The organism is Rhizobium binae (assembly GCF_017357225.1).
GTDB lineage: Bacteria > Pseudomonadota > Alphaproteobacteria > Rhizobiales > Rhizobiaceae > Rhizobium > Rhizobium binae.
In genome coordinates, this window is record NZ_CP071604.1 from 645,369 (window position 1) to 666,105 (window position 20,737).

Genomic DNA, 20,737 nt, shown 5'->3' on the forward strand with positions numbered 1-20,737 from the left:
GGCGGCATCCCTCCCTATGTTCCTGTTCGAGACGGCGGTTGAAGATAGGTTTCATAAATCCGTTCGCTGTCGCCGAAGGCAGCCACCGTGCCGTTGCGCATGATGGCGATCTTGTTGGTGACGGGCAGGATCCCCATCCGGTGAGTTATGATAACGACGGTCATCCGCCGGGCTTTCATGCGCTCGATGGCCGCAAACAGCATCCGTTCGCCGTCATAATCGAGGCTCGAGTTCGGATCGTCGAGAACGATCAACGACGGATTTCCATAGGCCGCCCGGGCCAGCCCCAGCTGTTGGCGCTGGGCTCTGAGGAGCAGGCTGCCGTTTTCGCCGATATCGGTCTCGTAGCCCCGGGGCAACCGCATGATCGCGTCGTGCAATCCGACCAGCTTTGCGGCATCGATCGCCTTGCCGGGGTCCTCGCCGTCCAGCCGGCCGATCACGTCCTTGATGGCGCCGCCGAAGAGCTCGATGTCCTGCGGCAGGTATCCGACGTGCCGCGTCCCGCCGCAGAGGCGCAGAGCCGAGATATCGACCCCGCCGAGAAGGGCGCATCCGCTCGTTGCTGGCACCACGCCCGCCATGACGCGACCGAGGGTCGATTTTCCCGACCCCGACGGACCGATCAGCGCTATGCAATCGCCCGGTGCGAGGCGCAAGGTGACATCAGTCAATATCGGCCGATCGGGGAACGGAATGACATAGCTGACGTTTTCGAGAACCAGCCCATTGGGCTCCGGGAACGGCACGATTCGGCCATCCTGTTCGGATGCAACAGTTATCAGCATCCTGTTCAGGCGATTGAAGGCATTCCTGGCAAACGTAAAGGAGCGCCATGCACCGATTGCGCCCTCGATCGGTGCAAGCCCGCGCCCGAGCAGCAAGCTCGCAACGAAGATGATTCCGGGACTACCGCTGTTGACGAGCACCAGCCACGTCGCCGATCCCATCATCAGGATCTGCGCGAGCGTGCGGATCGATTTGGAGAAGCCAAGAACGATCTCCGTGCGATGCATCGCGACGTCCTGCGCCCTTCTTGCCATTTCCGCATCGCGGTAGACGATCATCGCTGCGCCATCCTGCATGCCCATTGCCCGGATCACCTCGATGTTCTTGAGGGCGGTCGCAAATCGGAAATAGCTCCTGGAAAGGGCGAGATTGGCGTGGGCAAGCGGCTCGCGCGTCGCCAGTTCCGTCAAAAACGCAAACAGCAGAAGTGCAACTGCGCTCAAAAGACCGATGGTTCCAAGCAGCGGATGAACAAGAAAGAGCAAGAGCAGGAATACCGGCGCCCAGGGAACGTCAAAAAACAGCGAGCTCGCCGGTGAATCGAGAAACTGGCGCAGCGCGCCAAGATCCCTGTAGCACTCCGTGGCGGCTCCCGCATCGGCGCGTGCGGCATATTCGAATGATGCGGTCAGCACCATCGGTCGTAGCCTGTGATCAATCCAGCTGCCGACGCGCGAAAGCGCTGCCCTGCGCACGATATCCAGCATGGACCCGACCAACACGGCGACGGCGATGATCAGCGTCAGCATCACGAGCGTGTCGGCGCTGCGGCTCGACAGGACCCTGTCATAGATCTGCAGCAGATAGATGGACGGCGCCAGAAGAAAGAGATTGTAGCCGCAGCTGTAGAGGAAGACCAAGCCGAAGGCTCCGGCACAAGCTCGTAGTGCAACGACGAGATGTGTCTGCGGACGCGCTGGTTTTGTCGAAGTCGTTGTCATTATCAGATCTCGCTGCATTTGATACTGACAAGGAGAGGCTGCTGACTGCTTCATTAACGCCTGAGGGGCGCCGGCCGAAACCGGCGGCCCTCGGGACCTGAGTTCATGAGCCGAGATGGCTGAGGTCGATATCGCCAAAGGCGTTTAAGAAGTGATCGAGAGAGTTGTGTACCGTCGTCGTTTCGGGGTCGGTGTGGACCAAAGCCGACGATATATCGCCGCCACGGGCCATGGCGCCGTTGCCGCCGTTGCCGCCGACGCCTGCGAGGATGGTGGCATGCTGGTCGGCCATCAGCTGCGTATGTTGCGTCGCGGTCGTCGCCGCAGCCACCGAAGCCGTGTCACCGCCGCTCTCGTTTCCTTGATTGCCGTTGGAGTGAGTATCTCCCCCGTCGCCGCCGTCGCCGCTGTTCGAGATCTTCGCCAGGAAGCCGTTCTTAGCCTCGGCATAGCCACCGGGTCCGCCATTGCCGGCGTCCCAGTCTGCCTTTTGCCAGACATGATCGCCGTTGTGCAGATCGGTATCCGCCCCGTAGACCTTTTGCACGGGGTCAATATAGGCAACCGGGTTGTAGTCGATGTTGCCATGATTGATGCCGTCGCCGCCGTTGCCGGCATTCGCGTCACCGGCATCCGGGTTGTTGAGATGAATCGTGTCGGATATTTGTGGAATAGGCATGATGTCGCTCCTCTACTTGGTTTCGTCCGGGTTTCTTTCGTACGGCGTTCCCCCTACGGTGTGGGTATTCAGGATCTCACCGCCAGCCAATACAACCGCGAGCGAATATTGCCTGCGATTTAAACTTTGAACTATCTAGATATTCGGTGACGTCCTTTCGGATGTATACTTGCAAGTACCAGAGCGTTGTTTGGGGTCAGTCCTTGATGATCTGGTGCCGGATGGCATTGTTACGATCATGTCTGCGACCCCACCGAAGCGCCGCCGTTTTTCGAAGCACGGCCGCCCGGACGAACCGGGATTGTTGCGGGGTTTTGATTAGGCTGCGCCCGGCAAAGAAGACCCTGCCTCGGGCTGAAAACTCTCATGACACGCCGCAAGAACGCGGGGTGCAAGATGCAGGGCCTCCAACCCGAAGGCGGATTTAGTGTTCGCAAACACGCGCTGCGCCATGACAGCCAAATGGCTACAGCCCTAGCCGAGGGGATATAGACGAATTGCAGGCTCCGCTTTTCCTGCTTTCAGATGCACAATGCCTGAACAATCCAGGGCCTGAACAATCCAGGGCCTGAACAATTCAGCCTACATCCGTTGCACGCTCGGTGGCCGTGCGGTTGTCCGCGGAATGGAGACGGTAATGACGGAAGCTCGTCCCTTATCGGAAGACCTGCCCAAGTCAGGTTCCGATCAACACCTCGCCTTCAATGTGGCCGCGGGGCATCTCGCATTGGTGCCGACCTGGCTTCCCTTGGATGTCGCTTCCGGGCCAGGCTATAGCTCAGCCGGCAGCGGTGGTGATGGAATAAGCGACGGCGTGATCAGCAGCAATGCGCTGGCCGTCTTCATGCCGTCCAACGCCGCCATTGCAGGGCCCCATTCGACGGCCGAGGCCGTTCAGGGCAACGACGCGTTCATCAATCAGCATCCCACCGAAATGGCGGGGATAGGCGGGAATGGCGGAAGCGGCAATGTTGCCATCGGCGGCGGTGACGCCAGTCATGCCGGCAGCGGGGGCGCCGGCCTGTTCTACGGTGGGCTCGTCAGCACCGAAGTCGGGTTGTTTGCCCCCGTGAATGCCGCCGTGGCTGCCGGCCCCGGCGCAGTGGCGCACTCCGAGCAATCGAACAACGCGCTGTTCCTGCAGGGCGCAACCCAGATCGGCGGCATGGGCGGCTCGGGCGGAGACCATAATGTCGCCAGCCACGGCCCGTCGATGAGCCCGGGAACGTCGCTCACTTTCACCGGCGACAATTATGCTGGCCACGGCGGCGATGGATATTTCGTCGGCAGCATGGTCGACGTGAGCATCGCCATCTTCTCGCCGATCAACATCGCCATCGGCGCCGCAGGCGGCTCGGCCGAGGCTCATCAGACAAACAATGTGATTTTCGATCAGGGCACTGTGCAGATCGCCGGCGTCGGCGGCAACGGCGGTGGCTTCAATCTGTCGTCGGACACGATTTTTACCGGGAACCATGCCGGCGGCGGTGGCGGAGTCGGATCGGCGACCGGCAGCATGGTCGACGTCAATTTCGGCTATTTCCATCCCATCAATATTGCCGTTCCCGCCGGTGGGACGGCCGATGCCCAGCAGATCGATCATGTCCTCTATGATCAGCATGCGCTCCAACTGGCCGGCATCGCAGGCAACGGCGGAGAGGGTAACCTGACGGACGCCCATTCGGCTCTCGTCGACGACATTCTGACCTTCATGCACAGCTAATCTATCGGTAAGCTCTCAATTGCCTTGCCGAGGCTGAACCGCAGGAAACATTCCTCCTGCCGTTTTTCAATCCGTGTATCGGTCGTTCCTCCGCCCGGCTTTCGTCTCTTGCGCCTGCATGACGCCGCGCTTCCCGAGATGGCGAACATTCCACCATGGCTTCATCGCATCGTCGCCGATCTCGGCCTACAGAAACTCTGAGATCTTCCCGGCATCTGCCCACGCCCGAAACTGGGCGCCGGAGAGACTACGACCGAAACTGGTATTAAATGCGTCGATAGTCCCCGAGTTCTTCAATAATCATAACGGGTAGGCACCGATCTCGCGCTTTCGTTGCCTTTCGCATTTGTCGTTTTGCCGCCGGGTCCGCGGCAGCTTTGAATTGTGATATGGAAACAATGCTGCGCCGGTCGGCGGCGCGATCTATCCACCACCGCCTTGCCAAATGGGCCTGTCTCAAATCCGTTGCCTTTTCAATCCCTTTGAAACCTTCTTTGACTCACTTGCCGTAGGTGAATTGCGCCAAGGCTGGAAGTCCGCGACGACAAGTCGAACCAGCATACCCGCATGAAACGTGCTCTTGCGAGCCCGGTTATCTCTTGCAGAAATCTTATAGACTATAAGAATTATCAGAAGGGAACGGACTATTGGTATCGGTAATACACTCGCTTTTTATCATGACATGTAGTGAGAACGAGATTAATATGATTAGCTGTTGGGTTGCAAATATTCCGGGGAGCCCGCAATGTCCGACAGTTCTGGAGCCAGGCGCCGTGTGGGGCGCAATACACCGACCGTGATCATCATCGGGAATTCAACCCTTGCGCGCACCGCCGGGGTGAAGTTGCTGGAGCGCGAACTTGCGGGGTGGAACCTTATCGATCTGGTCTCGACCGAGAGTCTCGATCGGGCACTTGGAACTGAGGTGCGTTTGATTGCACTGGATCTGGCCGGCAGAGCTGTCGAGAGCGCCAGCCTGCGTGAAGATCTCGCGGCGATTGCCGCACGTTTTCCCGATGCTCCTATCACGTTGCTCTCAGGAACGGATGACGCCATCATCGCCCGTCAGGCGCTCAAGATGGGCATCCGCGGCTTTTTCTCGACTTCGCTTGCCGTTGACATTGCCCTTGCCGGCCTTCGTCTCGTTCTGGCAGGAGGAACATTTTTCCCGCAGCTGTTGGGCACTGTTGCCAACGGTTCGAACGAGCATGGTCACGCCCGAAACGAGGCCGAAAGAAGAATGGATGATAGGACGCAATACCTCGCGATTGCCGATTTCACGCCCCGGGAAGCGGATATCCTCGCAGAGTTGCAAAGCGGCTGTTCAAATAAGGTGATTGCAGGAAAGCTGAATTTGTCGGGACATACGGTGAAGATGCATCTGCAGCACATCATGCGCAAGCTGCAGGCGCAGAACCGGACTGAAGTGGTTGCCCGCCTGATTCAGAGAGCCGCCGGCGGGCACGACGCATCGCCGACCTGATTTCTGCTGCGTCATGAATATGGCGCGCCTCTGAACAAGCCTGCTGGAGCAACGGAACAATCACGACCTTTTCTGGTTTAGGCTAGATCCGTATTCCCGGCGGAGGCGACGATGTGGGCAGTTCTGATTGGTGCCGTTCTCATAATCGGCGGCCTACTTTTTCTTCTGCAGGCGACGCTTCGTCGAAGACCGAGTGATCCGCACCTGATGCCGCAAGGCGGCGTGACGTTGGAACCGCGGCGCCAGGGCTTGCGATTCCTCGGATTGTCGCGGAATTGGCCGGCGCTTGCGACCATCGCGGTCGGTGCGCTTCTTCTGGCTTTTGGCAGTTATCTGTGACGGGCGACCTGGCCGCGCCGCCCGCTCCGTTCCGTACAATCGAGAACCGAACTTACGCCGATGTCTTGAGAAGGCCTGCAGCCAAAGCGCCGAAGGCTTCGACAGCTTTCGGCAACACCTCCTGCGGTTCGTTGCTGGCAGCGATCCAGAGCGCGGCATTGAGCGCAGCGCCGCTGAGCAGCCGGGCGGCTGCTTCCGCATCGACCGGCTTCAATGCTCCTTGTCCGATCAGGCGCTCGACCGCCTGCCTGGTCGCTTGAAGACAGTTGCTCTGGCTCGGCCATTGGGAAGGATCGCCCAGCACCGCGGGTCCATCGAGCAGAACGATGCGCTGGACCTCCGGATCGAGCGCCATCTCGATATAGGCAATACCTTCGGCAAGCAGGCCCTGCCAACCATCACCCGCACGGGCGCCGATCTCCTGGGCGCGCGAGGCCATTTCCGTGTCGATCTGGTCGACAACTGCGGCGAGGAGCCCGCGCTTGTCTCCGAAGTTGTGGTAGAGCGCGCCCCGCGTCAGCCCGACTTCGGCCGTCAACTCGTCCATCGAGGCGGCTGCATATCCTTTCTCGGCAAAGGCCTTTCGCGCGGCGGCGATCAGCTTTCGGCGATTTTCCTCCATCGTCTCGACACGGCGGTTGGCCATTTCAACTCCAATCTCACATACGCGGCGTATATCAATTTGACATACGTCGCGTATGTGGTATATTTATATACGCACCGTATATCAACTGAGGCAGCAATGGGAAGCTCCTGTTGCGGCGCACACAGGATTCCCAGTCAACGCTATCGAAACGAGATCGACAATGACCCGACGCGAAGCAATTTTTCCCGCAGACCGGCATGCTCTTTACGAGCAACACGGCTATTCCGCCGCCATCCGATCCGGCGATCTTCTCTTCGTGTCTGGCCAGGTCGGCAGCCGTTCCGATGGAACGCCGGAGCCTGATTTTGAACGCCAGGTCCGACTGGCGTTCGAAAACCTCAAGGCGACGCTGGAGGCCGCGGGCTGCACCTTTGAGGATCTGGTTGATGTGACGACGTTCCACACCGATCCCGAAAACCAGTTCGAAACGATCATGGCCGCCAAGCAGAAGATTTTCAGCAAGGCGCCCTATCCGAACTGGACCGCAGTCGGCGTCAACTGGCTGGCCGGCTTCGATTTCGAGATCAAGGTGATCGCCCGCATCCCTTCGAATGCATGATCCGCGACAATCCAGCCGGCAGATCCTCAGACGATGGAAGCGTGGGATCCGACCTAACGAGCGAAAAGTTCCGGGATCATCGCGCGGGCGCGATCGCGCAGACCTTTCGCTTCCTGCTCGCCGATAAAGCGGTAAGGCCAACGCAGCCTGGTGGTAACAGGGCCCCAATTGCCGACCGCCGCGAGCAGTTTGTCGAGCGCGGCATTGCAATAGCCGTGCTCACGTCGAAACGGGACGATGTGGCTGTCCATGAAGGCGCAGATGCGGCTTTCGATCTCCAGCGCGGCGTTGATGTCGGTGTGCATCAGCTTTGTCCAGGCTTGGGCGCCGCGGGGACTGAGACAGGCGACGTTGGAAAACGCTCCGGCAGCGACGCCCTGTTTGATGCCGGTTGCGAGATGGTGGCCGGGAATGAACAGCGAGAATTCGCCGAGATATGCCCGCGCCTGCGCGTACCAGGCGTCGTCGCCATCGGCGATCTTCATCCCGACCACCGATGGGCAGGGGCCGCACACGTCGCTGAGCTCGGCTGGCGACAGGACACGTTTGGCATGCGGGGGATTGTAGAGGATGAGCGGGATGCCTTCGGCGGTCTCCGACGCCCGGTGCAGGAAATCGATGGCTTCGAGATTGGTGAGCGCCCACCAGTCGGGAAGGATCACCTGGATTGCCAATGGTTTGTGGGCAGTGGCGCGGCGCAGGCGATCGAGCATGATGATCGGATCGGGCTGGCAGGCGCCGATGACGAAGGCCATTCCGGCGGCCCGGCAACGCGACGCCAGCATCTCCTGAATTCGCTCGTATTCCGCGTTCGTCTGGTTATGAAATTCACCCGCCGTGCCATTTGAATAGATGCCGTCGACCTTGGCGGCGATCAGTAGGTCGATTTCCTCGCCGAGCTTTTCGAAATCGATGCTGTCGTCCTCGGCAATTGGTAAGAGCAGGCTTGCCCAGTTGCCCGCAATTGGGTGACGGCGCATTGTCATCGGCCTCTCATCTCCTTCAATCGAGATCATCGCGGATGCAGGCCTTGTAATGCCCCCGCGTCATTTCGCGCAGCTCCGGCACGGTTTCGCCGCAGGCCGGCAGGGCGTTCGGACAGCGCGTACGAAAAACGCAACCGCTCGGCGGATCGGCAGGGCTCGGAATATCCCCCTTGAGGATCTGGCGGTTGCGCGGCGCATCAGGATCGGGCGAGGGGATCGCCGAGAGCAGCGCCCGCGTGTAGGGATGCAGCGGCCGGGCATAAAGCGCAGCACTTGAGGCGATTTCCACGATCCGGCCGAGATAGAGGACAATCACCCGGTCGCAGATATATTCGACCACGGCGAGGTCGTGACTGATGAACAGCATGGTCAGACCAAGGCGCTGCTGCAGGTCGCGCAGAAGATTGATCACCTGCGCCTGGATCGAGACATCGAGTGCAGAGACCGGCTCGTCGGCGACGACGAATTCCGGCGCGAGCGTCAACGCCCGGGCGATGCCGATCCGCTGCCGCTGGCCGCCCGAGAATTCGTGGGCGTAACGATTGACGGCGTCCGGCGGCAGATCGACCTGTTCGAGCGCGGCGCGGGCGCGTTCCAATCTCTCTCTTGCCGTGCCGAGACCCTGGATATTCAGTCCCTCGGTCAGGATTTCGCCGATCGTCATGCGCGGTGAAAGGCTGGCGAACGGGTCCTGAAAAATATATTGCATGCGGGGCCGCAGGCGCCGCATTGCCGATGAGGACAGGCTGGTGAGTTCGGTGCCGTCGAAGCGGACGCTGCCGGCGGAGGGTTCGATGAGGCGCAGCACCGACCGCCCGATCGTCGTCTTGCCGCTGCCGGATTCCCCGACCAGCCCGACCACCTCGCCCCTGCCGATATCGAAGGAAATGTCCCGCAGAATGGTCAGCCTAGCGCCGCGGGACGTATAATCTTTTCCAAGGTCGCGGACTGAGAGAAGGGGCTCGCTCATCTAGATCTCCTGCCAGCGGATGCAGCGGCTCTTGTGGCGCGGATTGACGTCGGCCAGCGGCGGTACCGCCGCGCGGCAGGCGTCGACGGCAAATTGGCAGCGCGGCTGGAAAGCGCAGCCGCCGGGCATGTTCATCAGGCTCGGCACGACGCCCGGAATGGCCGCCAGCCTTTCGCCCGCCTGTCTCATCCGGCTGGCATCACCGAGTTTCGGCATCGAGGCCAGCAGGCCGATCGTATAAGGATGCCGCGGGTTGCGGAAAACCTCGGCCACCGGCCCGGTCTCGACGATCCGCCCGGCATACATGACCGCCACCCGATGGGCGATTTCGGCGACGACGCCGAGATTATGGGTGACGAAGAGCATGGCCATGCCGCGCTCGCGCTGCAGCGCCTGCAGCAGCGCGAGGATCTGCGCCTGGATGGTGACGTCGAGCGCCGTCGTTGGCTCGTCGGCGATCAGCAGCGTCGGGTCGCAGGCAAGCGCCATGGCGATCGTGGCGCGCTGGCGCATGCCGCCGGATAATTCGTGCGGATATTGGCCAGCACGGCGCCTGGCGTCGGGGATGCCGACGCTGTCGAGAAGCGCGACGGCCGCATCCATGGCGGCTTTCCGGTTCGCCCCGCGATGGATGCGGATCGGCTCCGAGATCTGGTCGCCGACGGTGTAGACCGGGTTGAGGCTCGACATCGGTTCCTGGAAGACCATGCCGATATCATTGCCGCGAACGGCGCGCATCTCCTGTTCGGCGAGGCAGACAAGGTTGCTGACGGTCCCGTTCTTGCGCTTCAGATCGATGCGGCCGGCGGCGATCGCACCGATATTGCGGGTGAGGAGACGCATGACCGAAAGGCTGGTGACCGATTTGCCCGAGCCGGACTCGCCGACGAGCGCCAGCGTCTCGCCAGCAGCCACGCTGAGATCGATGCCGTTGACCGCTGTCACCTCGCCTGATCGGATGCGGAAGACGGTCCGCAGCCCCTTGATGTCGAGAATGGTGTCGGCGGTCTGTGGCACGGCATCCATCAGGAAAGCAGGCCGGTGACGCGGAGGATCTCGTCGATCCTTGCGGTTTCGGCCTCGTTAAGGGCCGCCCGCGGACGCGGCATCAGCGCCGTATCGATGATGCCGAGGCTCTTCATCGCCGCCTTGAAGGCGCCGATGCCGGCCGCCCCGCCGCTGACCCGGCCCGCCCCGACCCAGACGATTTCGAAGAGCCGGCAGAGCCGCTCCTGTTCCTTGCGGGCCGCGACCCAGTCGCCGCGCTGGGCGGCATTCCAGAGCCTGACGTAGCCGTGCGGATCGACATTGGCGATGCCGGGGACGACCCCATGCGCGCCCATCTGCAGCGCCGTGTCGACGACGATCTCGGAGCCGGTCATCAGGAAGACGTCCTTGTTGTCGGCGAGATCGAGCAGCACGTAACGAAAATTGCCGTCGTCGCCGCTCGAATCCTTGATGCCGATGATGGTTCCCTCCTTCGCCAGCGTCACGCTGGTCTGGCGCTGCAGTTTCACATGGACGCAGACGGGAATGTCGTAGGCGATCAGCGGCACGTCGACGGCATCGCGGATACAGCGGAAGTGATCGATGATCTCGCCCTGGCCGGTGACTGTGTAGAACGGCGCCGTCACGACAACCGCGTCGGCGCCGGCCGATTTTGCGATCCTGGCGTGGTTGATGACCCTGTCGGTCGTGGGATCGATGGCGCCGACGATCAGCGGCACGCGGCCGTTGATGACCTTGGCCGAATGCTCGATGATCTCCTGCCGGGTCTTTTCGTCGTGGAATATCACCTCGCTGGTCGAGCCGAGCACGAAGAGGCCGTGGCAGCCGGCCTCGATGAGGTTTTCGAGCACCCGCGTATAGGACGGGTAGTCGACGCTGTAATTCTCGTTCAGCGGGGTTATGACGGGAGGAACGACACCCTTGAATTTGCTCATTTTCGCTTTCTTTCGATCGTCAGTTTAATTCGGCGCGAGGGTCGAAGGCATCGCGAAGACCATCGCCAATGAAGTTGATTGCAAGGACGGTCAGCACCAGAAAGCCGCCGGGAAACAGCCATTGCCAGGGATATTGTTCGAGCACGGCGGTGGAGCGGGCGGCATTCAGCATGTTGCCCCAGCTTGCCGCCGGCGGCGCAATACCGAGCCCGAGGAAGGAGAGGCCGGCCTCGAGCAGGATGGCATTGGCGATCTGCAGCGTCGCGAAGACGACCAGGATGTCGATCGAGTTCGGCAGGCCGTGGCGGAAGAGCAGGTGCGGCAGACCTGCCCCCATGCCTCTTGCCGCCATCACGAAGTCGCGCTCGCGAAGTTCGAGCAGCCGCGAGCGCACCATGCGCGCCAGCAGCGGCCAGGAGAGCAACGAGATGACGAAGACCGTCGGCCAGATGCCGGTGCCGGCGATCGAGGCGAGCACCAGCAGGAAGATGACCGGCGGCAGGGTCATGACAAGATCGACGAAACGCATGGTGACGGCATCCGCAAAGCGGCCGGCAAGCGCCGAGGCCGCACCGACCAGGAAACCGATGACGCCGGAAATGACGGTCGAGGTGATGGCCACCAGGAGTGAAATCCGCCCGCCGTCCATGACCCGGGCAAAGATGTCGCGGCCGACGCCGTCGGTGCCGAACCAGTGTCTCGATCCCGGCTGCGCATTCATCGCCAGAAGATCGATGTCATTGGGCTTGAAGCTCCACCACAACGGATAGGAAAGGATCGCCATGATCACCAGCGTGATCATGCACAGGCCGGCGAAGGCGGCTCGGTTGAGCAGGAAGCGATGAAGGGAGCGTGCGATCGGGCCCGGGCTGCCGGCAGGGTTTCGTGCCAGCATCGTTCAGCCCACCTTGATGCGCGGATCGACCACTGCATAGGCGAGGTCGGTCAGAAGGTTGACGGCGATGACGCAGGCGCCGATCACCAGCGTCGAACCCATGATGACAGGATAGTCGCGACCCTCAACCGCGTCGACCATCAACAGGCCCATTCCGGGCCAGTTGAAAACGCTTTCGATGAAGATCGCGCCGCCGATCGCAAGGCCGATGGTCGACCCGATCAGCGTGATGACCGGCAGCAGCGCATTGCGCAAGGCATGCTTGGCAATGACCCAGAATTCGAAGACGCCCTTGGCGCGCGCTGTGCGCACATAGTCCTGGTTCAAGACCTCAAGCATGGAAGCGCGCATGTAGCGCATGATCAGCGCTGTCTGCGCCACGGCAAGCAGAGTCGCCGGCAGGATGAGGTGGTGGAGGAGGTCGGCGACGGAAAATTCCAGGCCGGGCGTCAGCATGCCGCCGGAGGGCATCCAGTGGAAATAGACTGAAAATAGATAGAGGCCGACCAGCGCGCTTAAGAAGGGCGGGCTGGAAATGCCGGTGACCGCGAAGACAGACAAGGACAGGTCGGCGATCGAGTTGCGACGAACCGCGCCGACGATGCCGGTCGCGATGCCGGCGATGATCGCAATCGCGATCGCCGATCCCATCAGCAGAACCGTCGGACCGACCCGCGACAGCACGAGGCCGAGCACCGGCTGGTCGGGCCGTTTGATCGAATAGCCGAGATTTCCCACCAGCGCCTGCTGCAGCCAGGCGACATATTGCACCGGCAGCGGCTGGTCGAGGCCGAGCGTAAGGCGCAGATCGGCAAGATCCGACGCTGACATCGGCACATTCGGGTCGATATAGGCGTCGATCGGATCGCCGGGGGTAAGGCGCAGCATGATGAAGATCAGCATGCTCAAGGCAATGAGCATGCCCACTCCGATCAGCAGGCGCCGGAGGCTGTATCTCAGCATGGAAAATCCGTTCCGGTGCGGGCAGACAGGTCGCTAGCTGGCCGCCCTTGGCTTCTCAGGATGCGTGGCGCGCCCTATTCGGCGATCGCCCATTTTTCCGGGTGCGCCTGGTACGGACCGCCGCCGGGGGCAGGCGTCCAGATGAAGTCCTTGAGCTTGGCGGAGGCGACGCCGTAACGTTTCGCTACCCAGAGCGGACCCCAGGGCAGTTCCTTGTTCATTACTCTGCAGACCTCCTGGTAGCGGCCGTCGCGCTTGGCGGCATCCGTCTCGCCAAGGGCCGCATCGAGAGCGGCGGTCAGCACCGGCATGCGCACGCGCGCGACGTTCGGGCCGGCCGGTGGAATCTGCTTTTCGTTGAGGCCGACATTGATGCTGCCCGGATCCGGGCCGTTCTGCAGGCCGGCATAAACCATCTGGAATTGCGCGACATCGGGCGTCGGGTTGAGCACGATACTGTTATAGGTCGGCGTGTCGACGGCGCGCGGCGTGACGTTGATGCCGACCTGCGCCAGCATCGCCTGGACCGCAGCCATGACATTGGCGGCAAGCGGTGTCGTGTAATAGGTCAGAAGCGTTATCGGCTTGTCGCCGTTGATCTCATCCCAGCCGGCTTCCTTCAGCAACTGCCTGGCCTTTTCCGGATCATAGGAATAAGCCTCGATGCCCTTCGGCACTAACTGGTCGGCGATATAGCCGCAGTTGGCGGGTTTGGCGGCGCCGCCGTAAAGGCTCTGGATGATCGCGTCGCGATTGATCGCATACATCACCGCCTGACGGACCCGGACATCCTTCCAGATCGGCGAATCATGGTTGAAGCCGAGATAGTTGACGACGAAGGAATTGCCTTCGATGACGCGGAAATCCTTATTGTCGTTGAAGGCCTTCAGATCGTTGGAATCGACATAGGTGAACTGGATCTCGCCGGCCCGCAGTGCGGCGATTGCCGCAGCCGGATTGGCGAAATAGCGGTTGATGATCTTTTCCAGCGCCGGTTTGCCGCCCCGGTAGTCGGTGTTGGCGGCAAGTTCGACATATTGATCGGTGACATATTTGCTGAACTTGAACGGCCCCGTGCCGATCGGCGTGGTCGACCACCAGCTGTTCTTGGCGAGCTGATCGGCGGGTATCTGCGAAAGCGCGTGCTCCGGCAGCATCATCACCTTCGTCAGCGTGTCCATCAGGCTTGCCGACGGGGCCGACAGTTTGATGACCAGGGTCTTGTCGTCCTTGGCGTCGGCCGAGGAAACGGCGTTCAGGCGAGCCGCGAGAACCGAGCCGGTCTTGGCGTTCTTGGCAAGCTCGATGGTGAACTTCGCGTCTTTTGCGGTAAAGGGCTTGCCGTCATGCCATTTCGCGTCGGCGAGCTTGAACGTGTAGGTCATCTGGTCTGGGCTGACCTCATAGGACGAGGCGAGCTGGCCGACGACTTTCTCGAGCTTCTCGTCATAGGTCACCAGCGGCTCGAAATAGACGCTGAGCCAGGTGAAGCCGCCCGTCGCGGCGAGCGGGTTGAAATTGCCCTGGAAGCCGCCAGGCCCGACATCGAAACCGCCCGACAGCGTCGCGGCCTGCGCCGGGCCGGTGAAGACCGGAATGGCGGTCGTCGCCATCATTGCAGCAAGCGCGATGGCGGATGATAATCTGAACAGTCCTTTCATTGTGCTCCTCCCACATTGGCACTTTTCTTATTGGCGGTGATCACCCGGGAAATGCCGTCATAGTGGCGGTCCAGGCGCTTCTGCGCTTCCGCAACGTCCCTTGCCTCGATGGCATCGACGATCGCCGCATGATCCCTCCAGGTCGCGACGGGGTCGACATTGTCGAGGTTTACGAAATCGGACGCCTTGTAGAAAGCGAGCCAGAACACATCGATCAGCCGGGCAAGTGTCTCGTTGTTCTGGCAGCGGAACAGCAGGGTATGAAAGAGCTGGTCTTCGTCGGCAAAGGATTGACCACGCTCGGCATGGACCCGCATGCGGTCCACGGTGGCGCGCAGCTCGGCGATATCCTCGTCGCCGATCATTTCGACCGTCTTGTCGATCAGGCCGACTTCCAGGGTCCGGCGGATCTCGATCACCTCCTCGATCTGGCGCAGAGCGCCGCCGAGGCCATAGGCGAGATTGTCGAGCAGCGGCTCGAATGAGAAGGCCTTGACGAAGATGCCGACGCCGCGCCGCGATTCCAGCACGCCCACGGATTCCAGCGCCTTGATGCCCTCACGCAGGGAATTGCGGCTGACGCCGAGCTGGTTTGCCAGGTCGGATTCGGCCGGAAGCAGCGTGCCGGGCTTCAGGCCGTTGTCGCTGATATAGGCCCGCAGGCTTTCCTGCACGGAGACGTGGAGAAGCGGCGCACGGGCGAGGGGCTTCATCGATTTCAGCGACATGCCGTTCCCATTCGATCTGCAATGATGATGGTGAAACATATCCACTTGTAGGATATCCGTCAACAGGATTTGATTTAAGCGCGGTAGATCAGCTAGCTTGCGCCGCGGCAGAGGAAGGCGGATGCGTTTCGCCCGCGCCGCAGCCGGTGGCTTCGGTCCGGATCGTGCGGGCCGAATCTATGATCGGTGAAAGTCGGAGAAGCGCCCGGCGACGGATCTGGTCAATCGGGTTGCGGGGAAGAGGTCGTTTCCCCTGCCGAAAGTTCGCAGTCAAGCAGGATGGGATGGCCGACGCCGGGCGTCGGTTGCTTGTTCAAAAGAACCGCGACCGCGGCTGCGGCAATCTTCTGAATCGGCTGCTTGACGGTGGTCAGCCGCGGCGTCGTCATGCTCGACAGCGGGATGCCGTCGAAACCGACGATGGAAAGGGCTGCGGGGACCGGAATTCCCAGATCATGCGCCGCTCTCATGCAGCCGATCGCCTGCTGATCCGAGCTCGCGAAGATGGCGGTCGGCCGTTCGCTGCGCGCGCGCGCCAGCAGATAGTTTCCTGCGGACCGGCCGCTTTCATAGTCGAAGGCCGCCTCGGCGATCAGCGGCGAAGCTTGAATTTCTCCGTCGTCATCGGATTGTCCCATCGCATCAAGGTAGCCCTTGAGGCGATCATTGGCAGGCACGGAATGCCTGGGGCCCGAAATGAAGCCAATGCGGCGATGGCCGAGCTTCAAGAGATGTTCGACGCCGAGGCGCACGCCGCTGCGGTGATCGGAGGCGATGCCGGAATATCCCGGCATCAGGCGATCGACGACTACGATCGGTAGAGCCTTCGGCAGCTTCAGCGTATGGAAATCATTGCTGGGAACGAGAATGATCCCGTCCACCTTCCGGCTTGTCAGCTGCCCGATGCGGTCGGCCTCCTTGGCCGCATCGTCAAACGACGTCATGACGATGATATTGTAGCCATGACTTGCCGCCGCCTGTTCGGCCGACTGCACAAGTTCGGAGAAGAACGGATTGGTCAGATCCGGAATGATGATGCCGATCAGGCGGCTGACCTTGCTGCGCATGCTTCTCGCCGACGGATCGGGCATATATCCGAGGTCGTCGATGATGCGTCTGACGCGTGCCCTCAGTTCATTCGTCACCGAAGGGTGATCATTCAGGACGCGTGAGACTGTTCCGGTGGAAACGCCGGCAAGCTTGGCAACGTCTCGAATTCCGACCTTTGGCATAATGGAAGAACATGTCCCTTCATCTTCATTGTCGGGACGTCCGAGGGCGCCCCATCCAGCTCTCAGCTAATGATCTCCAGCGCCTTCGTCAAACGTGATGACATCACGATAGCACGAGGCTCGGTCGCGCTCAATGGAAACGGTTCATTATCTTCGGCTATAAAGCGCAGGGTTTGATCCAATTTGCGCCGTGTTCCTCTAGTTTCCGGTGCCTTGACAATCGATCTAGGCATTGTTACGCAAGCGTTGTTGGAAACGGTTCATCTGCGAAGGCACTCAGGTGAGGAGGCCCGGAACCGTTCGGAGGAGAGAAATGTCCCATTTTACAAAGCGTGATTCCGTCCTGATGAGTGCGCCGCGCCGTGCGGCATTGAGGCTTGGACTTGCCGGCACCCTGGTGCTTGCCCTGTCCTGCGGCGTGTCGCCCGCTTTTGCGGCCGGCAAGCCCAAGGTCGGCCTGATCATGAAGTCTCTGTCCAATGAGTTCTTCAAGCAGATGAAGGCCGGCGCCGATAAGTATGCGGCTGAGAACAAGGACAAGTTCGACTTCAAGGCCGTCGGCATGAAGGACGAGCGCGATTTCGCCGCCCAGGTCGATGCCGTCGAAAACTTCGTGACGCAGAAATACGACATCATCGTCGTTGCCCCGGCCGATTCGAAGGCGATGGCAACGCCGCTGGCCAAGGCCGTGAAATCAGGCGTCAAGGTCATCAATATCGACGTGCCGCTCGACGCCGATGCCAAGAAGGCGGCCGGTATCGACCTGGCCTTCTTCGGTCCTGACAATCAGGAAGGCGCCAAGCTTGCCGGTGACGCACTGGCCAAGGATCTCGGCCCGGGAGCGAAGGTTGTCATCCTCGAGGGCAATCCAGAGGCCGACAACGCCAAGGAGCGGAAGGAAGGCTTCATGGACTCCGTTAAGTCGGGCAAGCTCGAGCTTCTCGACAGCAAGACCGCCCATTGGGAGACGGAAGAAGCCAACACCGTCATGACCAATTTCCTGACGAAGTATAAGGATATCCAAGGCGTGATGGCAGCCAACGACTCGATGGCGCTCGGCGTCGTCAAGGCGCTCGACGCAACCGGCCAGGCCGGCAAGATCAAGGTCGTCGGCTTCGACAACATCCCGCCGGTGCAGCCGCTGATCAAGGATGGAAAGATGCTTGCCACCGTCGAACAGTATGGCGCCCAGATGGCGGTCATGGGCATCGACTACGGCATGCGTGAACTTGCCGGCGAGAAATTCACCGGCTGGGTCAAGACCGACATCAAGCTCGTCACTGCCGACGACCTCAAATAATCGAGACTCTCGGCCTGGAACGGGATGATTTTGGACCCGGTCGGTCTATCTGAATCCTGTTCTAAATTAAGGAGTTAGAGCATGATGCCGTCTTACACTTTTCGGCATCATGCTCTTGGGCCAAAGGAAGCGCCGGCTGTAGGCCGGTGCTGACCGCTGCCAACCGATTGCATGATGATCGCTGCGAATGAGGCTCATTGCGGGTTTCGCGGACTGCGGCTTGTGCGGATGGTGGCCATCTCGAATTTCAACGGATCATGCACGAGGTGGACGTGTCAGACGCAGCAGACGACTACATCTTGACGCTGGATGGGATCGGCAAACGCTTCCCCGGCGTTGTCGCCCTTCGCAATGTTTCCATGCGGATCGGCCGCGGCAAGGGCCACGTCCTGCTCGGTGAGAATGGCGCGGGCAAATCGACCTTGATCAACCTGCTGGGCGGCGTCTTCAAGCCCGATGACGGGCACATTTCTTTTGACGGCAAGCCTTATCACCCGGGCTCGCCGCTGGAAGCCTTCAAGGCGGGCATTCGCGTCATCCACCAGGAGCTCCATCCCCTTTCCAATCTCACCGTCGCCGAAAACCTGCTTTTCGAGCATCTTCCGCGCCGATACGGCCTGGTGGACTACCGGAAAATGAACAGCCGCGCGGCCGAACTGCTGGCGGAAGTCGGCCTCGACGTGGCGCCGACGACGCTTGCCGGCCGCCTCAGCGTCGCGCAGCTGCAGCTGCTCGAGATCGCCAAGGCGCTCTGCTATGAAAGCAAGCTGCTCGTTCTCGACGAGCCGACGGCAACCCTGACCTCCAAGGAAGTCGACCGGCTGTTCGAAATTCTGAAGCGGCTGAAGGCGCGCGGCGTCACGACGCTCTATATCTCCCATCGGCTCGAGGAGATTTTCGAAGTCGGAGACGATGTCACGGTGCTGCGCGACGGCCAGCATGTCATCACCCGACCGCTGTCCGGATTGGCGATCCCCGATATCGTCGAGCTGATGGTCGGGCGAACGCTTTCGGATCATGGCGTCTTTCGCAGCGACAGCGCCGTGTTCGGCGAAGCGCTTGGCGTCTCCGGCCTGAAGGTGACACGCAAAAGTCCGGAACTGTCGTTTTCCGTCGCCAAGGGCGAGATCGTCGGCATTGCCGGTCTTGTCGGCAGCGGCCGGACGGAAGCGGTGCGCGCCATATTCGGCGCCGACGCCAAAGCCGGCGGCGAAATCCGCGTCGACGGCGAGCCGGTTGCGATCCATTCGCCCAAAGACGCGGTTGCCGCCGGCTTGTGCCTGGCGACCGAAGACCGCAAGCTGCAGGGCCTGATGCTCGACATGAGCTGCGCGGAAAACGCCACGGTGACGGATCTCGGCAAGATCTCCCGCAAGGGACTGATCAGCCGAAAGGCGGAGAACGAGCAGGCGCAGCGTCTCGTGCGCGAGCTGCGCATCAAAACCCCGTCGATCCATCAGATGGTCAGGACGTTTTCGGGCGGCAATCAGCAAAAGGTCGTGATCGCCAAATGGTTGTTCCGAGGTCCCAAGGTGCTGATTTTCGATGAGCCGACCCGCGGGATCGACGTCGGCGCGAAGGCGGAAATCTATGAACTTCTCTGGAAGTTTGCCGCCGAAGGAAAGGGCGTTCTTGTCGTCTCCTCTGACCTGCCGGAGCTCATCGGCATCTGCCATCGCATCATCGTCCTGTCGGACGGCAAGATGGCCGGCGAAATAGCGCGGGATCAATTCGAAGAGAGCAGGATCCTCTCACTCGCTTACAAGGAGTACAGTCGTGTCCGGCAACATTGAAACCAAGATCGAAGCGAAAGAGACAGGCTTCTGGGACAAGCTCATCCGGATCTCGATGAAGGAGGCAGGTGTCGCCATCGCCCTCGTCCTGATCGTCATATTCTTCTCGGTGACGGCGCCCTATTTCGCCACGCCGGAGAATTTCCTGAAGATCTTCGTGCAGATCGCCATCAACACCGTGCTCGCCTCGGGCATGACCTTCGTCATCCTGGTCGGCGGCATCGATCTTTCGGTCGGCTCGCTGCTGGCTCTTTGTACCGTCATCGGCGCAACGATCATGATCGACCCGAGGTTCTCCCCCTGGCAGGCGATCGTGCTGGCGTCGCTCGCCTCGATGGGCACCGGCGCGATCCTTGGTGCCATCAATGGCTGGGTCTGCGAAAAGTGGAAGCTTCCGTCCTTCATCGTCACGCTCGGCATGCTGAATGTGGCAAGCGGCTTGGCACGCGTCGTCAGTGACAACTCCACCATCACCGGCCTGCCGCAGCCCTTCGTCGATTTCGGCAATCTGATCTTCTGGGGGATTTTCCCGTCGATCTTCCTGATTGCGATCGTCGTCGTCCTCGTCGGCTGGTTCGTGCTGCGTTATACGGTCTTCGGGCGCTTCGTCTTTGCGATCGGCACCAACGAAGAGGCCGTGCGGCTGTCGGGACACGAGCCGAAGCGCTACAAGATCGCGGTGTTCACGATCTCAGGCCTGACCTCCGGCATTGCCGCCATGGTCTATCTGCTCCGCCTCAACGTCGGCAGCCCGGTTGCCGGCATCGGCTATGAACTGAATGCGATCGCCGCCGTTATCATCGGCGGAACCAGCCTCTCGGGCGGCAAGGGTTCGATCGTCGGAACGCTGGTCGGCGCCTGCATTCTGCAGGTGCTGTCGACGGGACTGCAGCTCCTGGGCGCCGACGATAACATCAAGCCGATCGTCATCGGCGCCGTCATCGTGCTTGCGGTTATCCTCGATAGCTATCGCGGCCGGCTGATGCGGATACTCGAGACCCGGTGACCGATTGCAGGGCTTTGGCCTCAATGCATGTCGCCCGGAAGTGTGTAGCGGTTCCGGGACAACGACATGCGTCAAAACAAAGGGCTAAAGCGCGTCGGATG

Annotated in this window: 19 protein-coding genes; 7 read left to right on the top strand and 12 right to left on the bottom strand. The window is 61.0% G+C overall.

Features of this window, described 5'->3' with window-relative positions; all coding sequences use genetic code 11:
* Positions 1-14 precede the first annotated feature (14 nt).
* Both J2J99_RS03180 and J2J99_RS03185 read right to left on the bottom strand, forming a co-directional pair.
* A complete protein-coding gene (locus J2J99_RS03180) occupies positions 15-1,730 on the bottom strand; it encodes a type I secretion system permease/ATPase (protein ID WP_168295892.1) in 1,716 nt (571 codons plus the stop codon).
* Between the two features lie 103 nt (positions 1,731-1,833).
* Positions 1,834-2,409: a PE-PGRS family protein gene (locus tag J2J99_RS03185; protein ID WP_168295893.1), complete on the bottom strand. Its 576-nt coding sequence runs from the start codon at positions 2,407-2,409 to the stop codon at positions 1,834-1,836.
* Positions 2,410-3,046: 637 nt separating this feature from the next.
* Here J2J99_RS03185 and J2J99_RS03190 point away from each other — a divergent pair.
* The 3 genes from J2J99_RS03190 to J2J99_RS33855 all read left to right on the top strand — a co-directional run bounded on the left by J2J99_RS03190 (position 3,047) and on the right by J2J99_RS33855 (position 5,954).
* Positions 3,047-4,132, top strand: a complete 1,086-nt coding sequence (locus tag J2J99_RS03190; RefSeq protein WP_168295894.1) for a hypothetical protein — start codon at positions 3,047-3,049, stop codon at positions 4,130-4,132.
* A 745-nt stretch (positions 4,133-4,877) separates the two neighbouring features.
* Positions 4,878-5,615, top strand: a complete 738-nt coding sequence (locus J2J99_RS03195; protein ID WP_168295895.1) for a response regulator transcription factor — start codon at positions 4,878-4,880, stop codon at positions 5,613-5,615.
* A gap of 111 nt (positions 5,616-5,726) precedes the next feature.
* Positions 5,727-5,954: a hypothetical protein gene (locus J2J99_RS33855; RefSeq protein WP_168295896.1), complete on the top strand. Its 228-nt coding sequence runs from the start codon at positions 5,727-5,729 to the stop codon at positions 5,952-5,954.
* A gap of 52 nt (positions 5,955-6,006) precedes the next feature.
* On the opposite strand, the gene J2J99_RS03200 is transcribed toward J2J99_RS33855, so the two are convergent.
* On the bottom strand, positions 6,007-6,600 hold the full coding sequence (locus J2J99_RS03200; protein WP_168295897.1) for a TetR/AcrR family transcriptional regulator: 594 nt from the start codon (positions 6,598-6,600) through the stop codon (positions 6,007-6,009).
* Between the two features lie 160 nt (positions 6,601-6,760).
* Between J2J99_RS03200 and J2J99_RS03205 the strand changes: the two genes are divergently transcribed.
* Positions 6,761-7,159, top strand: coding sequence for a RidA family protein (locus J2J99_RS03205; RefSeq protein WP_168295898.1), 399 nt, complete (start codon positions 6,761-6,763; stop codon positions 7,157-7,159).
* Positions 7,160-7,212: 53 nt separating this feature from the next.
* Here J2J99_RS03205 and J2J99_RS03210 read toward each other — a convergent pair whose 3' ends face one another.
* The 9 genes from J2J99_RS03210 to J2J99_RS03250 all read right to left on the bottom strand — a co-directional run bounded on the left by J2J99_RS03210 (position 7,213) and on the right by J2J99_RS03250 (position 16,537).
* Positions 7,213-8,145, bottom strand: coding sequence for a dihydrodipicolinate synthase family protein (locus J2J99_RS03210; protein WP_168295899.1), 933 nt, complete (start codon positions 8,143-8,145; stop codon positions 7,213-7,215).
* Positions 8,146-8,161: 16 nt separating this feature from the next.
* Positions 8,162-9,115 carry an ABC transporter ATP-binding protein gene (locus J2J99_RS03215; RefSeq protein ID WP_168295900.1) on the bottom strand — a complete coding sequence of 318 codons (954 nt, stop codon included), beginning with the start codon at positions 9,113-9,115 and terminating at the stop codon, positions 8,162-8,164.
* On the bottom strand, positions 9,116-10,141 hold the full coding sequence (locus tag J2J99_RS03220) for an ABC transporter ATP-binding protein (protein ID WP_205918728.1): 1,026 nt from the start codon (positions 10,139-10,141) through the stop codon (positions 9,116-9,118).
* Complete coding sequence (locus J2J99_RS03225; protein ID WP_168295902.1) at positions 10,141-11,058, bottom strand: dihydrodipicolinate synthase family protein; 918 nt, start codon at positions 11,056-11,058, stop codon at positions 10,141-10,143. Before J2J99_RS03225 ends, J2J99_RS03220 begins: the two co-directional genes overlap by 1 nt.
* Before the next feature lie 19 nt (positions 11,059-11,077).
* The gene (locus J2J99_RS03230; protein WP_168295903.1) at positions 11,078-11,953 is read right to left on the bottom strand and encodes an ABC transporter permease; all 876 of its coding nucleotides are present in this window, start codon (positions 11,951-11,953) and stop codon (positions 11,078-11,080) included.
* A 3-nt stretch (positions 11,954-11,956) separates the two neighbouring features.
* Complete coding sequence (locus J2J99_RS03235; RefSeq protein ID WP_168295904.1) at positions 11,957-12,916, bottom strand: ABC transporter permease; 960 nt, start codon at positions 12,914-12,916, stop codon at positions 11,957-11,959.
* Between the two features lie 74 nt (positions 12,917-12,990).
* Positions 12,991-14,577, bottom strand: a complete 1,587-nt coding sequence (locus tag J2J99_RS03240; protein ID WP_168295905.1) for an ABC transporter substrate-binding protein — start codon at positions 14,575-14,577, stop codon at positions 12,991-12,993.
* The gene (locus J2J99_RS03245) at positions 14,574-15,305 is read right to left on the bottom strand and encodes a FadR/GntR family transcriptional regulator (RefSeq protein ID WP_168295906.1); all 732 of its coding nucleotides are present in this window, start codon (positions 15,303-15,305) and stop codon (positions 14,574-14,576) included. The genes J2J99_RS03240 and J2J99_RS03245 overlap by 4 nt, the downstream gene beginning before the upstream one ends.
* Before the next feature lie 221 nt (positions 15,306-15,526).
* Positions 15,527-16,537: a LacI family DNA-binding transcriptional regulator gene (locus J2J99_RS03250; protein ID WP_168295907.1), complete on the bottom strand. Its 1,011-nt coding sequence runs from the start codon at positions 16,535-16,537 to the stop codon at positions 15,527-15,529.
* Between the two features lie 313 nt (positions 16,538-16,850).
* Here J2J99_RS03250 and J2J99_RS03255 point away from each other — a divergent pair, with 313 nt between their 5' ends.
* The 3 genes from J2J99_RS03255 to J2J99_RS03265 all read left to right on the top strand — a co-directional run bounded on the left by J2J99_RS03255 (position 16,851) and on the right by J2J99_RS03265 (position 20,636).
* Positions 16,851-17,837 carry a sugar ABC transporter substrate-binding protein gene (locus tag J2J99_RS03255; protein ID WP_168295908.1) on the top strand — a complete coding sequence of 329 codons (987 nt, stop codon included), beginning with the start codon at positions 16,851-16,853 and terminating at the stop codon, positions 17,835-17,837.
* Between the two features lie 257 nt (positions 17,838-18,094).
* On the top strand, positions 18,095-19,630 hold the full coding sequence (locus tag J2J99_RS03260) for a sugar ABC transporter ATP-binding protein (RefSeq protein ID WP_168295909.1): 1,536 nt from the start codon (positions 18,095-18,097) through the stop codon (positions 19,628-19,630).
* Positions 19,614-20,636 carry an ABC transporter permease gene (locus tag J2J99_RS03265; protein WP_168295910.1) on the top strand — a complete coding sequence of 341 codons (1,023 nt, stop codon included), beginning with the start codon at positions 19,614-19,616 and terminating at the stop codon, positions 20,634-20,636. The genes J2J99_RS03260 and J2J99_RS03265 overlap by 17 nt, the downstream gene beginning before the upstream one ends.
* Positions 20,637-20,737: the final 101 nt, after the last annotated feature.